The organism is Ensifer adhaerens (genome assembly GCF_020035535.1).
GTDB lineage: Bacteria > Pseudomonadota > Alphaproteobacteria > Rhizobiales > Rhizobiaceae > Ensifer.
In genome coordinates this window covers 3,139,182-3,154,142 of record NZ_CP083349.1, presented here as the reverse complement: position 1 = coordinate 3,154,142, position 14,961 = coordinate 3,139,182, and the positions used below count along the sequence as shown (strand labels likewise).

Sequence of the window (14,961 nt, the reverse complement as noted above, 5' to 3'; positions counted from 1 at the left end):
CTGCTGCCTGCAGGATCGCGTCCTTACATCGAGCGCGGGCATTAGTTCCTGCTAATTATTTGAAATCGTGTCCTTATTTGCACGTGCCCCAGGCTCCATGAAAGCAGAACCCTTGCCCATGATGAATGGAAAGCTAATGCTGTACTGAAGTGGGAAGAGGGCGGCATGACTGTCGCAAACCGTTGCAAATGCGGCGATGCTGGTAGGAGGGAGAAAGGTGCGATCGCCTAAACAGACTGGCAGCCGGCCCGGGAATCGGCGACAGATGGGGAGCTTGTGCCATTTCGGGAAGTGATTTTCTCCGGTGACGATGGCATGCGGTGAACTGGCAGGAGAGGATCGGATGTCACCGAAGGATTTGAAGGCGGCTCTGCGCAAGGAGAGGCTGGCGTTGCGTGATGCAATGTCGCAGGAGATGCGGATCGAAGCGAGCCTGACCATGGCCGATCACGCCGGCGACGTCATCGCGCTCGACCCCGGGCACGTCGTTTCCGGCTTCTGGCCGATCCGCTCCGAGGTCGACATCCGGCCGCTGATGGCGCGGCTGAAGCAGCGCGGCGCCCGGCTCTGCCTGCCCGCGGTCTTGGACAAACGGACGATCATTTTCCGCGAATTGCTCGACGGTGCCGATGTCATCGCGACGGGTTTCGGCACCACCGGACCTGGTCCGGAGGCGCCGGAGGTCGATCCTGATATCATGCTCGTGCCGCTTTCCGCCTTCGATTCGACCGGCCACCGCATCGGCTATGGGGCCGGCTTTTACGACCGCGCCATCGACCGGCTGCGCAACAAGGGCCACCTGCCAAAGCTGATCGGCATAGCGTTCGATTGCCAGGAGGTCGCATCGGTGCCGTCCGAACCGCACGATGTGGCGCTCGATGCGGTGCTCACGGAGAGCGGGTTTCGGCATTTCTAAGATCGTTTGCCGAAACCTCCGAATGGCCTAACATTCTGATATCGCAAAGGTCGAGACGGTGAGCCGTTTCACGGGATCACTGGAATTGATCTTGGGCGTTTCCTGCAGCGTCAGGATCGTGTAGACGCTCTACCTCTTTGTTTTACGCAGGTCCGGACGCCACGATCGCTGACGCGCTTCCGCCGGAACTGCCCTGGTGGGATTTGAGCGAGCATGAGGCTTCTGTTTCTGGGAGATATGGTGGGCAAGACGGGCCGCACGGCGGTCTGGGAGCGGCTTCCGGGACTGATCGGTGACCTCAAGCTCGATTTCGTCATCGTCAACGGCGAAAATGCCGCTGGCGGCTTCGGCATCACCGAAGACATCTTCCTCGAGACGATCAACGCCGGTGCCGACGTGGTGACCACGGGCAATCACGTCTGGGACCAGAAGGAAGCGGTGGTCTTCTGCGAGCGGCACGACCAGTTTCTTCGCCCGGCCAACTACCCGGCCGGCACGCCCGGCCGCGGTTCCAACCTGTTCTTTGCCCGCAACGGCGCCCGCGTTCTGGTTGCCAATGTCATGGGCCGCGTCTTCATGCATCCGGAACTCGATGATCCCTTCAAGTCGGCTGAGGCGATCCTCGACGCCTGTCCGCTCGGCGAGCAGGCGGATGCGATCGTCTTCGATTTCCATGCGGAAGCGACCAGCGAAAAGCAGTGCTTCGGCCATTTCGTCGACGGCCGCGCCAGCCTCGTCGTCGGTACGCACACACACGTGCCGACCGCCGATCACCAGATCCTCAACGGCGGTACCGCCTATATGAGCGACGCCGGCATGTGCGGCGACTACGATTCCTCGCTCGGCATGGACAAGGAAGAGCCGCTCAACCGCTTCATCTCGAAGATGCCGAAGGGACGCTTCGAGGCGGCCTCTGGCCCCGCGACCATCTGCGGCCTCGGCGTCGAGATCTCCGATCGCACCGGTCTTGCCGAAAAGATCGCGCCTTTGCGCCTCGGCCCAAGACTGGCCGAGACGATCCCGGATTTCTGGTCCTAAAGCGAAGCCAGCCGCATTTCCGGCCTGGCGAACGCGCTTCTGGTTGAAGCGCGTTCCACCACGTATCGCCTTCCGGGAATTGATTTTTTTCAAGGTGACAACCCCATCAAATGATGGCAGGTTATCGCGAAATCACGCCGGGCCGGGGCGTGATGCATTCGAGCGTTTTCAAGAATGAATACCGTCCGCAGTCATGGATTGCGGGCTTGTGCTGCCGTCACCGGACAATCGGGAGCAGGTGCTCTCTGCCCGGCGATCTCGATCCAACAGCGTTCGCCGGCCCTGAGCGGAGACCGCTGCAACATTTGATTTGCATGACTTTGTGACTTGGGTCGCTGCCGGCCCGGGAATTTGTGCAGAGCGCAATGCGGGTGGGAAGCGTTCCTCTCCACGTCTTGCTCTGGAGCAATCAAGGCGATCGCGATGGTGCACCGGAAGGCCGTTCATCGCGATGATAGCGCGACTCCGGAAGGCGTCTGAGGCGATTTCGTCAGGAGTGGTGTGGTTTCAAAGAGTTAGGTCATTTCAGGAGGTCTCGCGACCGGTGGAATGGTCTTGTGCATTCGGAGGGCATGCATGTTGTCTAAGTGGCATTTGCCGATGATCGTCGGCGCTTCTCTTTCCCTTCTTTTCGCAGTTGGTGCCCAAGCGCAGGACGCGCAATTGCCCGTCGTGACCGTCGCCAAGCCGGTGGTGCGTGACGTGATCGACAGCGACGAATTCATCGGCCGGTTCGAACCGGTCGACGAGGTGCAGGTTCGCGCCCGCATCGGCGGTTATCTCGACGAGGTCAACTTCACCGATGGCGCCCTGGTGAAGAAGGGCGACAAGCTCTTCGTCATCGACCAGCGCCCCTATCGCACGTCTTTGTCCCAGGCCGAGTCGACGCTGGAATCGGCGCGCTCGTCGCTGGAATTCGCAGAAGCGCAATTCAAGCGGACGCAATCGTTGACGGGCACCGGCACGCTATCGATATCGACGCTCGACGACCATCGCCGCGAACTGCTTTCGGCGCAGGCGCTGGTGCGCGGCGCAGAAGCGGCGGTGGAGCGCGCCAAGCTCGACCTCGACTACACCACAATCACCGCACCGCTGAGCGGTCGTGTCGACCGGCGTCTGCTGTCGCCGGGCAACCTTGTGCAGGCCGATCAGACCGTCCTGACGACGATCGTCTCGCTCGACCCGATCGACTTCTATTTCGACGTCGACGAGCGGCGGCTGCTTTCCTATGCGCGGGTCGCGCGCGAACGTGGCAGTGCGTTGCAGGAAGGCGGCGGTGCGCTGGAGGTGCTGGTCACCATCGCCGACTCCAATGAAGAACCGTTCAAGGGCAAGCTCGACTTTGCCGAAAACCGTGTTGATCCGCAGAGCGGCACGATGCGCGTGCGTGCCCGTCTTGAGAACCCGAAGCTGGTTCTGCAGCCGGGTCTCTTCGGCCGCGTGCAGATCGAAGGCTCGAACACCTACAAGGCCGTGCTCATTCCGGACGAGGCGATCGGCGCCGACCAGAACGAGCGCATCGTCTACGAGGTGACCGGGGATGGATCGGTGGTGACCAAGCCGGTGCGCCTTGGACCGAAGCTGCACGGCTATCGCGTCATCCGCTCAGGCATGACCGGTGATGAGACCATCGTCGTCAACGGCCTGATGCGGGCACGCCCCGGCACCAAGGTGAAGCCCGAGATGGTTCAGCTTCCCCCCGAGGCGCAAGCGGCGGGGACGGCGCAATGAGGTTCGCTCACTTTTTCGTCGACCGACCGATCTTCGCATCGGTGCTTTCGATCGTTCTCCTGATCGTCGGCAGCATCGCCTATTTCCAGCTTCCGGTGGCGCAGTATCCGGAAATCGCCCCGCCGACCATCGTCGTGCGGGCGGCCTATCCCGGCGCCGACGCCGACACGGTCGCCAATACCGTGGCAACGCCGCTCGAACAGGAAATCAACGGCGTCGAGAACATGCTCTACATGTCCTCCTATTCGACCGCCGATGGTTCGATGGCGCTGACAATCACCTTCAAGCTCGGCACCGATCTCGACCAGGCGCAGGTGCTGGTGCAGAACCGCGTGTCGATCGCCGAACCACGCCTGCCGGAAGAGGTTCGGCGCATCGGCATCACCACGGCGAAGAGTTCGCCCGACCTGATGATGGTCGTGCATCTGCTCTCGCCGACCGAACGTTACGACCAGCTCTACGTCTCGAACTATGCACGCACGCGCATTCGCGACCTGCTGGTGCGGCTCGACGGCGTCGGCGACGTCATCCTGTTCGGCGAGCGCGAATATGCACTGCGCGTCTGGCTCGATCCGGAAAAGCTTTCGGCCTATGGCATGACGGCGGGCGATGTCGTGCAGGCGCTTCGCGAACAGAACGTGCAGGTCTCCGGCGGCTCGATCGGTGGTCCGCCGGCGCCGGGTGACAGCGCGTTCCAGTATACCGTCACCACGGACGGCCGCTTCAGCGATGCGCGGCAATTCCGCTACGTCATCGTCAAGGCCACCGAAACCGGTCGCCTCGTGCAGCTGCAGGACGTCGCCCGCATCGAGCTCGGCGCGCGCGAATACGTCAACAACAGCTATCTGGACGGTAGCCCGGCGGTGGCGCTCGGCATCTTCTCGCGGCCGGGCACCAATGCGCTCGACGCCGCCGAGCAGATCCAGAAGGTGATGACCGACGTGTCGCGGGATTTCCCCGACGGCCTCGAATACCGGATCGTCTACAACCCGACCGAGTTCATCTCGGAATCGATCAACGAGGTCTACAAGACGATCGCCGAGGCGGCGATTCTCGTCGCCATCGTCGTTCTCGTCTTCCTGCAGTCCTGGCGCACGGCGATCATCCCGATCGTCGCGATCCCGGTGTCGCTCGTCGGCACCTTCGCCTTCCTCTACGCCTTCGGCTTCTCGCTGAACATGCTGACGCTGTTCGGCCTGGTGCTGGCGATCGGTATCGTCGTCGACGATGCGATCGTGGTGGTGGAGAACGTCGAGCGAAATCTGGCGCGCGGCATGACCCCGCGCGAGGCTTCGCATGTGACCATGGACGAAGTGGGGGCTGCGGTCATCGCCATCTCGCTGGTGTTGACCGCCGTCTTCGTGCCGACGGCCTTCATCCCCGGTATCGCCGGCCAGTTCTATCTGCAGTTCGCGGTGACGATCTCGGTCGCAACGGTCATTTCCGCCTTCAACTCGCTGACGCTGTCGCCCGCACTGGCAGCGATTCTTCTAAAACCGCATGAGAACGGCCACCACGAGAGCCGCAATCCGATCACGCGTTTCGGCCGGTCACTGGCAAACGGCTTCAACAACGGCTTCGACCGCATGGCCGAAGGCTACGCCTTTATCGTGCGCAAGCTGGTTTCGACGAAGACGGCGCTGGCCGCGGCCCTCATCGTTTTCGTCGGCCTGCTCGGAGCGACCTGGTACATGGCGCAGATCGTGCCGCGCGGCTTCGTGCCGACGATGGACCAGGGCTATGCGATCGTCGTCATCCAGCTTCCGGACGGGGCCTCGCTCGACCGGACCGATGCCGTGGTCAAGCGGGCCTCGAAGATCATCGAGGATGTGCCCGGCGTAAAGAGTGCCGTTGCCTTTGCCGGCTTCAACGGTGCGACCTTCACCAACGCATCCAATTCGGGCGTGGTTTTCGCATCCTTCGAAAGCTTCGAGGAACGACTGAAGCACGGGCAGGGCGCCAACCAGATCATCGGTCAGCTGTACGGCAGCCTGCAGAGTATCCAGGAGGCCTTCATCATCGCCGTGCCGCCGCCTTCGGTGCGCGGCATCGGCAACTCCGGCGGCTTCAAGATGCAGATCATGGACCGCCAGGGCTCCGACATGCGCCGGGCGCTGGGACTCGCCTATCAGATGATGGGTGCTGCCAACCAGACGGAGGGGTTGACCGGGGTGTTCACCACATTCTCGGCCTCGAGCCCGCAATACTTCCTGGCGATCGATCGCGACAAGGCGCGTACGCTCAACGTGCCGATCCCCAATATCTTCGAGGCGCTGTCGATCAACCTCGGCACCTCCTACGTCAACGACTTCAACGCCTTCGGCCGTGTCTACCAGGTACGGGCGCAGGCCGATCAGCAGTACCGCATCGAGCGTGACGACATCCTTGCCTTGAAGGTTCGCTCCGCCACCGGCGCGCTTGTGCCGATGGGGACGCTCGTCGAAATCAAGGACACCGCCGGCCCGACGCTGGTTCAGCGCTATAACATGTATGTGTCTGTTCCGATCCAGGGCAACCCCGGTATCGGCGTCTCGACGGGCACTGCACTCGACAAGATGGAGGCACTGGCCGCCCAGATCCTGCCGCAGGGCACGACCTTCGAATGGACGGAGCTTGCTTTCCAGGAACGGCAGACCGGCAATACTGCAGTGTTCATCTTCGCGCTGTCGGTGGTCTTTGTGTTCCTGGCGCTGTCGGCCCAGTACGAAAGCTGGGTGCTGCCGCTGGCGATCATCCTGATCGTACCGCTCGGCGTGCTCGCCGCGCTGGTCGGCGTGTTCGTCCGCGGCCTCGACAACAACGTGCTGACCCAGATCGGGCTTATCGTGCTGATCGGCCTTGCGGCCAAGAACGCGATCCTGATCGTCGAGTTCGCGCGGCAAGGCGAGGACGAAGGCAAGACGCCGATCGAGGCGGCGGTGGAGGCAAGCCAGTTGCGTCTCAGGCCGATCCTGATGACCGCTTTTGCCTTCATCCTCGGCGTGGTGCCGCTGATGATCGCCACCGGCCCGGGTGCTGAAATGCGCCAGTCGCTCGGCACCGCGGTGTTCTCAGGCATGCTCGGCGTGACGTTCCTCGGCCTGTTCCTGACGCCGGTCTTTTACGTGGCGCTCAGGTCGTTCCGGCGGCGCAAACCGGTTGTGGCGACAGGGCCCGCCACCCATCCGGCGGAGTAGCGAAGGCCCCCTAGAAAGTGGCGATGCCCCGGTAGCAATGCCGGGGCATTTGCCGTTGAACAGGGGCCATTTCCCGGCTCGCAATTGGGCGCGGTGACGAAAACGTGAGCAGAGCCTGCCGTTTGTAACTGGACGAGGCCGAAAGCTTGAACAATTCTCTCACCGCCCGTGACGCCATCATCAGGCCGAGCGAAGGCAAAGGCTTCCATTCGCTGTTCAACGGCTTCACTCCACGCGGCTCTCAGGCCCGAGGTCAAGCAAAGTGAGAGAGGTGAAGGCTGATGCTCCGGTACCTTGTCTACACGTTCGCCGCCATATGGCTCATTCATGCGTTCTGGCCTTCGGTCGCGCATGCGCAACAACCGCCAAGCCACGCCAGCCAATGCCAGGCGATTGCAGAGGCTATACCCCAGGCGACCTTCGCCAGCTTCACTCCCGCTGCTGCCGCCAAGAGACAGGCGGCGGTCGCCGAGGTGACGATAACCTATCTCGGCCATTCCACCTTCCTGATCGAGACACCCGGCGGCGTGTCGATCGCAACCGACTACAATGGCTGGTTCGCGCCCTCGGCGCCGCCGACGGTCGCAACGATGAACAAGGCGCATTCGAGCCACTACACGCTTTCGCCCGACCCGGCGATCAGGAACGTCCTGCACGGCTGGGGCGACAGCGGCAAGCCCGCCCGTCACGATCTCGTGGTTGGCGACGCCTACATTCGCAACGTCACCACCGATATTCGCGCCGCCGGCGGGATGGAGCACGACGGCAACTCGATCTTCATCTTCGAGGTGGCGGATCTCTGCATCGGCCATCTCGGGCATCTTCACCACGAACTCGACGACAGCCACTATCGCCAGATCGGCAGGCTCGACGTCGTGATGGTACCTGTCGATGGTGGCCTGACCATGGGGGCGGAAAGCATGAGCCGGGTGGTCAGCCGGCTGCGCTCGTCGTTGATCCTGCCGATGCACCGCCGCGGCCCGCCAATCGATGCTTTCCTCGATATGTTCGGCGAAGACTACGACAAACGCTTCGCGGAGAGTGCCAGCGTCAAAGTCTCGTTGCGTTCCTTGCCAAGCAAACCTCTGATTTATATTCTGCAGGGCGTCTGAACTTTCAGGATCGCCCGATGAAGTTGCTTGTAGTTGGCGTTTCGCTTTTCCTGTCCCTGTCGACCCTTGCCGAGGCAGGCGGCGCGCCTCCGCCCCGCATGCCCTCTCCCGAAGGACAACAACTGCAGAACCCACCTGAAACCACGGTGCGACCGGCGGGCAAGCAGGAGGTGTTCGTGATGCCCTCGGGCAATATCGGCTGCGTCTATACGCCGGCCGGCGGCACGCCGGTCTACCAGCCCGCCGACGGCGGCCCCGAGCTTGCCTGCGATATCGTCACGCCGCATTACGTTCGGGCCACAATGGGCCGTACGGGTGCAGCCATGCTTGATCACGCCGTCGGCGATCCGAGCTGTTGTTCCTCCGGCCCGGTGCTCGACTATGGGCAAAGCTGGGTGCGGGGGCCGTTTTCCTGCGCCTCCGAACGCACCGGCCTTTCGTGCCGTCGCGATGACGGACACAGCTTCCTCTTGAGCCGCGCGCAGGTATCGGCCGACTGAAAAGCCGCGCCCCGGCTGGACGAAAAGCGGCAATAAAACTATAAGGCGCCCCATTCCTACATAATCATGCATGCAGAGGGTGCCATGGCTGGCCATTCACAGTTCAAGAACATCATGCACCGCAAGGGCCGTCAGGATGCGGTGCGCTCGAAAATGTTTTCCAAGCTCGCGCGCGAAATCACGGTTGCCGCCAAGTCCGGTATGCCCGACCCGGCGATGAACGCGCGCTTGCGCCTGGCGATCCAGAACGCCAAGGCGCAGTCGATGCCGAAGGACAACATCGAACGGGCGATCAAGAAGGCCTCCGGCGGAGACGCGGAGAACTACGAAGAAGTCCGCTACGAGGGTTACGGCCCCGGTGGCGTTGCCGTCATCGTCGAAGCCTTGACCGACAACCGCAACCGTACCGCCTCCAACGTGCGCTCGACCTTCACCAAGGCCGGCGGTGCGCTCGGTGAAACCGGTTCGGTTTCCTTCTCCTTCGACCGTGTCGGCGAGATCACCTACAAGCTTTCGGTCGGTGACGCCGACAAGGTGATGGACGCGGCGATCGAAGCAGGTGCCGACGACGTCACCACCGACGAGGACGGTCACACGATCATCTGCGGCTTCGAGGCGATCGGCGAAGTCTCCAAGGCGCTCGAAGACACGCTCGGCGAAGCCGAAACGGTCAAGGCGATCTGGAAGGCCCAGAACACCGTTCCGGTCGACGAGGAAAAGGCGCAGTCGCTGATGAAGCTCATCGACATCCTTGAAGACGACGACGACGTCCAGAACGTCTATTCGAACTTTGAAGTGTCGGACGAGATCCTGGCGAAGCTGTCGGCCTGATCCGACGCCCGGCAAGTTCCGGAATATTCACCCGTGTCCGAAAGGACACGGGTTCTTCTTTGGGCGTCGTGCGCCGGGACGAGCGCGCAAAATACGCCCTAGCACTTTGATTCGAGAGCGTCTTCCCGCTTCCAGCGTTTCCGCTTGAACGTTAATGTGGCGCTGATGACCTATCAGTTCGCGATCTTCGATTTCGATGGCACGCTGGCCGATACGGCGGCGAGCTTCATGGCCGCCTGCAACAGCGCTGCGCGTTGCTACGGCTTTCGGGAGCTTTCCATTGCGGAATTCCAGTCGCTGAGAACTATGGGCAACCGCGAAATCATCGCGCATCTCGGCGTGCCCGTATGGAAGTTGCCGCAGATTGCCACCTTCATGCGCCGGGCCATGGCGGCCGAGGCCGCCTCCGTCCGGCTGTTTCCGGGCGTTGCCGAGCTGTTGGCGCGGTTGAAGGCTGCCGGTATCGGCATCGCCATCGTCAGTTCGAACGCGGAAGAGGGCATTCGCGCTGCGCTCGGAGAAGTAGCTGCCGCTGTGGACCTGTTCGAATGCGGCGCCGCTCTCTTCGGCAAGGCGCAGCATTTCAAGAAGGCGATCCGATACTCCGGCCTGAATCCCGCCCGGTTCCTCGCGATCGGGGACGAGGCGCGCGACATCGAGGCGGCGCGCAAGGCCGGCATTGCCGCGGGTGCCGTGGCCTGGGGCTATGCCGACCCGGCTTTCCTGCAGAAGCTCGGGCCGGATCGGTTCTTCGCCAGCGTAGAGGAGATCGCACCGGCCTTCGGCGTGAACTGATCCCTAGCGTCAGGCGGCCTTGGCGAGCTCCTTCTGCGCGTCCGCGAAAAGGCGAAGCGAATTCAGGCGGGCGTCCATGTCGAAGATCGGCATGGAGATGATCAGCTCGTCGGCTTTTGTCTGCTCGAGGAAGGTCGCGATCTTGCGGCGGATCGTCTCTGGCCCGCCGACCACCGCATACATCATCGAATGGTCGACGAAGATCTTTTCATCATAGCTCCAGAGTCCATCCATCGACTGGACCGGCGGCGGGAACTGCCCGCGCGCATTGCGACGCAGCGCGACAAAGGATTGCTGCATCGAGGTGAAAAGGTAGTTCGCCTCCTCGTCCGTATCGGCGGCGACACCCATGACGCCGACCATGACGTGCGGCTTTTCGAGTGTTTCCGACGGCGTAAAGCGTTCGCGGTAGATCTCTAGCGCCGAGAGCAGCATGTCTGGCGCGAAGTGCGAAGCGAAGGCGAAGGGGAGGCCGAGCATGCCGGCGAGATGGGCGCTGAAATGGCTGGAGCCCAGCAGCCAGATCGGCACATTGGTATCGGCACCCGGAACGGCGATGATCTTCTGGTCTTCGGCCACCGGGCCGAGCAGCGCCTGTAGTTCGACGACGTCGTTCGGGAAATTGTTGCCGCTCGCCTCCATGTTGCGCCGAAGCGCCTGGGCGGTGCGCATGTCGGTGCCGGGCGCGCGGCCGAGGCCGAGATCGATGCGACCCGGATAAAGAGCTGCCAGCGTGCCGAACTGTTCGGCGATCACCAGCGGCGAGTGGTTGGGCAGCATGATGCCGCCGGAGCCGACGCGGATTGTCTTGGTGGCAGCAGCCACGTGCGAGATCACCAGTGAGGTCGCCGCACTGGCTATGCCCTTCATGCCGTGATGCTCTGCCAGCCAGAAGCGCTGATAGCCGTTTTCCTCCGCAGCCTGGGCCAGCCGGCGCGAATTTTCGAGCGATTGGGCGACACTGCCGCCTTGCGTGATCGGGGAGAGATCGAGGACGGAGAAAGTCGCCATGGTAAGGGCCTTCATTGAGAGAAATTGATGGAAAGCTATGTAAGCTCAATTTTCCTCAATCCAAGGGCGGTAGCGAAGAAATCCCCGCGGGTCCTCTCGCCTGTGTGTATGTTTTTGTTTTGTTCACTTTTTGCTGGCAGCGTCCAGACTGGCATCATAGGGTGAATTTCATGCAGAATACGATTCGCATCATCGGCATCGATCCGGGTTTGCGCCGCACTGGCTGGGGCATCATCGAGACGCTTGGCAATTCGCTGCGCTTCGTGGCCTCGGGCACGGTCACTTCCGATGGAGACATGGATCTCGCCTCGCGACTCTGCCAGCTGCACGACGGCCTTGCCGAGGTGGTGCACAGCTACCAGCCGCACGAGGCGGCAGTGGAGCAGACCTTCGTCAACAAGGACGCGACCGCGACGCTGAAACTTGGCCAGGCGCGCGGCATTGCCATGCTGGTGCCGGCGCGTGCCGGCCTGAGAGTTGCCGAATATGCGCCGAACGCCGTCAAGAAGGCGGTGATCGGCGTCGGCCATGGCGAGAAGCAGCAGATCCACATGATGATCAGGGTTCTGATGCCGAAGGTCGAGTTCAAGGGCAACGATGCAGCGGACGCGTTGGCGATCGCCATCTGCCATGCCCACAACCGGCAATCTGTTACCAGCCGGCTCGCCGCATTGATGGCGTAGTTGCAGTAGATCTAAAATATGACGGCGACCCTACGCGTCTTGAAAGACGCGCGACGCTGGAGACAAGATATCTTCCGATGGTCTGGGCGACCATCCCCCACCGCGAGAGACGCCATATGATCGGCAAATTGAAGGGTACCATCGACGAGATCGGCGAGGATCATGTCGTGCTCGACGTGCATGGCGTAGGCTATGTCGCCTTTTGTTCGGCGCGCACGCTGTCCAAGCTTGGCTCCGCCGGCGAGGCGGCGATACTGTTCATCGAGACCTATGTGCGCGAGGATCAGTTGAAGCTCTTCGGCTTCCTCACTGCGCTGGAGCGGGAATGGTTCCGGCTGTTGCAGAGCGTGCAGGGCGTCGGCTCGAAAGTGGCGCTCGCAGTGCTCTCGACCCTGACGCCGGGCGAACTGGCCAATGCCATTGCGCTGCAGGACAAAACTTCGGTCTCGCGCGCCCCGGGCGTCGGCCCGAAGGTGGCGGTGCGCATCGTCACCGAGCTCAAGAACAAGGCGCCGTCCTTTGCCGGTGAAATGTCGTCGTCGATCGGCCTCAAGCAAGAGCTTGGAGACGGCGTCGCGTCCGCGCCGGTCTCCGATGCTGTCTCGGCACTCACCAATCTTGGCTACTCGCGTGACCAGGCGGCCAATGCGGTTGCGGCTGCGCTGAAGAACGGCGGCGAGGGCGGCGACAGCGCCAAGCTCATTCGCCTCGGCCTCAAGGAACTGGCGCGATGAGCGCTTGCCTTGGCGGGGCGCAGAAGGCAGAACGGAAGAGGCCGGACACCGGTGGGTGCCCGCGCCATGACGACCGACCAACTGGAACGAATGCATGACTGACGCGGCACGTCTGATAACGCCGGAAAAACGCGGTGAGGATCTCGACGCGACCATGCGTCCGCAGTCGCTGGACGAGTTTACCGGCCAGGCGGAAGCGCGCGCCAACCTGAAGATCTTCATCGAGGCGGCCAAGAACCGCGGCGAGGCGCTGGACCACGTGCTCTTCGTCGGCCCGCCAGGTCTCGGCAAGACGACGCTTGCGCAGATCATGGCCAAGGAGCTCGGGGTCAATTTCCGCTCGACTTCCGGTCCGGTCATCGCCAAGGCCGGCGACCTTGCGGCCCTGCTCACCAATCTCGAAGAGCGTGACGTGCTCTTCATCGACGAAATCCACCGGCTCAACCCTGCCGTCGAAGAGATTCTCTATCCGGCGATGGAGGATTTCCAACTCGACCTCATCATCGGCGAGGGCCCGGCGGCGCGCTCGGTGAAGATCGACCTGTCGAAATTCACGCTGGTGGCGGCGACGACCCGCCTCGGTCTCTTGACGACGCCGCTTCGCGACCGCTTCGGCATTCCGGTGCGGCTCAATTTCTATACGGTCGAGGAACTGGAATCGATCGTCCGGCGTGGCGCCAGGCTGATGGGCCTCGGCATGACCGACGACGGTGCGCGCGAAATCGCCCGCCGCGCCCGCGGCACGCCGCGCATTGCCGGCCGGCTGTTGCGCCGAGTGCGCGACTTCGCCGAAGTGGCGCGCGCCGAAGCCGTGACCAAGCAGATTGCCGACGAAGCGCTGACGCGGCTGCTTGTCGACAACATGGGGCTCGACCAGCTCGACCGTCGCTACCTCTTCATGATCGCGCAGAATTTCGCCGGCGGTCCTGTCGGCATCGAAACTATCGCCGCTGGCCTCTCGGAACCGCGCGATGCTATCGAAGACATCATAGAGCCCTACCTGATCCAGCAGGGCTTCATCCAGCGAACACCGCGCGGCCGTATCTTGACCGCGAATGCCTGGAAACATATCGGCCTCAACCCGCCGAAAGAGGTCGAGGCGACGCAGTTTCGGCTGACACTCGAGGACGAATAGATGATTACACGCCGCGGATTATTGAAAGTGATCGGCGGCGGGATCGCCAGCATGGCGGCGCTCGGCGGTTACGCCTTTGCCGTGGAACCACTGGCTCGTCTGAGCGTGACCCGTTACGCGGTGACGCCGCCCGGTTGGACGCCCGGCCTAAAGCTTCGTGTCGTCATGCTCACGGATATCCATGCTTGCGAGCCGTGGATGCCGGCGAGCCGCATCGCTTCGATTTGCCGCCAGGCCAACAGTCTCGGCGGCGATGTCACGGTGCTCCTCGGCGACTATGTCGCCGGTATGAACTTCGTCACCAGCTACGTGCATTCCAGCGAATGGTCGAAAGCGCTTGCCACGCTCACGGCACCGCTCGGCGTTCATGCCGTCATGGGCAATCACGACTGGTGGGAGGACAAGACGGCGCAGAGAAATGGCGCTGGTCCGACCTTCGGGCACAAGGCGCTGCAGGATGTCGGCATCAACGTCTACAGCAATCGGGCGATCCGGCTTGAAAAGGACGGGCAGGGCTTCTGGATTGCCGGTCTCGAAGACCAGCTTGCCCTGGTGCCGGGCAAGAAGTGGCAGCGCCAGCGCATGACAGGTCTCGACGATCTCGACGGCACGCTTGCCCAGGTGGCCGACGGTGATCCTGTCATTCTGCTTGCCCACGAGCCGGACATCTTCCCGAGCGTTCCCGCGCGGGTCGCGCTGACGCTGTCGGGTCATACCCACGGTGGCCAGGTACGGTTTCTCGGCTATGCGCCGGTGGTGCCTTCGCGCTTCGGCGATCGCTACGCCTATGGCCATATGGTCGAGGACGACCGCAACCTGATTGTCTCGGGCGGGCTCGGCTGCTCTCTCGCGCCTGTCCGTTTCGGCGTCCCGCCGGAGATCGTCGTCATCGATCTCGGGTAATCACGCCCGCGCCGTGCGCGACGGGTGTCCGCCACCCTTGTCGGACGGGGTTGCCGTGGGGCGGGCCAAGCGTCGCCTGTCTCCGTCGTTGGTGATGTGCCTGGCCGTTTCAAGGGGTAACGGCTGCGATCTGCGAATTCGTATTCAATGTGACTATTTTACAATATTCTTAATCTCGCCACAGCGATGCCGCGCTTTGAGCCGATTTCGCCCGTACCTAGAGCCCGGGCGACGCCAGACCTAGTCCAAAGGCCAGTTTGCAGACGCTGAAAGGTGTCAAAAATGCGGCAAAGTATGGACTAGCGTCTAAGGCGACAACGGGCGTAACAGTATCACATGCCGCCTAGGGACAGACGGAAGCGTATTGCGTTCAGCGTTATTTCACATGGTCTGAGG

Annotated in this window: 13 protein-coding genes; 12 read left to right on the top strand and 1 reads right to left on the bottom strand. The window is 62.5% G+C overall.

Features of this window, described 5'->3' with window-relative positions:
- The first annotated feature begins 343 nt into the window (after positions 1–343).
- From LAC81_RS15545 to LAC81_RS15510, 8 genes are all read left to right on the top strand, one after another.
- Positions 344–916 carry a 5-formyltetrahydrofolate cyclo-ligase gene (locus LAC81_RS15545; protein ID WP_223725528.1) on the top strand — a complete coding sequence of 191 codons (573 nt, stop codon included), beginning with the start codon at positions 344–346 and terminating at the stop codon, positions 914–916.
- Between the two features lie 213 nt (positions 917–1,129).
- Positions 1,130–1,954 (top strand): TIGR00282 family metallophosphoesterase, encoded by an 825-nt coding sequence (locus LAC81_RS15540; RefSeq protein ID WP_034806196.1) that lies wholly within the window; start codon positions 1,130–1,132, stop codon positions 1,952–1,954.
- Between the two features lie 576 nt (positions 1,955–2,530).
- Positions 2,531–3,685 (top strand): efflux RND transporter periplasmic adaptor subunit, encoded by a 1,155-nt coding sequence (locus LAC81_RS15535; RefSeq protein ID WP_223725527.1) that lies wholly within the window; start codon positions 2,531–2,533, stop codon positions 3,683–3,685.
- On the top strand, positions 3,682–6,861 hold the full coding sequence (locus tag LAC81_RS15530; RefSeq protein WP_223725526.1) for an efflux RND transporter permease subunit: 3,180 nt from the start codon (positions 3,682–3,684) through the stop codon (positions 6,859–6,861). The genes LAC81_RS15535 and LAC81_RS15530 overlap by 4 nt, the downstream gene beginning before the upstream one ends.
- 278 nt (positions 6,862–7,139) lie before the next feature.
- A complete protein-coding gene (locus LAC81_RS15525) occupies positions 7,140–7,973 on the top strand; it encodes an MBL fold metallo-hydrolase (RefSeq protein WP_223727836.1) in 834 nt (277 codons plus the stop codon).
- A gap of 17 nt (positions 7,974–7,990) precedes the next feature.
- Positions 7,991–8,473 (top strand): hypothetical protein, encoded by a 483-nt coding sequence (locus LAC81_RS15520; RefSeq protein WP_223725525.1) that lies wholly within the window; start codon positions 7,991–7,993, stop codon positions 8,471–8,473.
- Between the two features lie 84 nt (positions 8,474–8,557).
- Entirely contained in the window at positions 8,558–9,304 is a 747-nt protein-coding gene (locus LAC81_RS15515) for a YebC/PmpR family DNA-binding transcriptional regulator (protein WP_043625539.1), read from the top strand.
- Positions 9,305–9,469: 165 nt separating this feature from the next.
- Positions 9,470–10,099 carry an HAD hydrolase-like protein gene (locus LAC81_RS15510; RefSeq protein ID WP_223725524.1) on the top strand — a complete coding sequence of 210 codons (630 nt, stop codon included), beginning with the start codon at positions 9,470–9,472 and terminating at the stop codon, positions 10,097–10,099.
- A 9-nt stretch (positions 10,100–10,108) separates the two neighbouring features.
- On the opposite strand, the gene LAC81_RS15505 is transcribed toward LAC81_RS15510, so the two are convergent.
- Positions 10,109–11,110, bottom strand: coding sequence for an LLM class flavin-dependent oxidoreductase (locus tag LAC81_RS15505; RefSeq protein WP_223725523.1), 1,002 nt, complete (start codon positions 11,108–11,110; stop codon positions 10,109–10,111).
- 170 nt (positions 11,111–11,280) lie between these two features.
- Between LAC81_RS15505 and ruvC the strand changes: the two genes are divergently transcribed.
- From ruvC to LAC81_RS15485, 4 genes are all read left to right on the top strand, one after another.
- A complete protein-coding gene (gene ruvC, locus LAC81_RS15500; protein WP_223725522.1) occupies positions 11,281–11,793 on the top strand; it encodes a crossover junction endodeoxyribonuclease RuvC in 513 nt (170 codons plus the stop codon).
- A gap of 116 nt (positions 11,794–11,909) precedes the next feature.
- Entirely contained in the window at positions 11,910–12,527 is a 618-nt protein-coding gene (ruvA, locus tag LAC81_RS15495; protein WP_223725521.1) for a Holliday junction branch migration protein RuvA, read from the top strand.
- Positions 12,528–12,621: 94 nt separating this feature from the next.
- Positions 12,622–13,662, top strand: a complete 1,041-nt coding sequence (ruvB, locus tag LAC81_RS15490; RefSeq protein ID WP_065375272.1) for a Holliday junction branch migration DNA helicase RuvB — start codon at positions 12,622–12,624, stop codon at positions 13,660–13,662.
- On the top strand, positions 13,663–14,565 hold the full coding sequence (locus tag LAC81_RS15485) for a metallophosphoesterase (RefSeq protein WP_223725520.1): 903 nt from the start codon (positions 13,663–13,665) through the stop codon (positions 14,563–14,565). It abuts the gene before it with no gap.
- Positions 14,566–14,961: the final 396 nt, after the last annotated feature.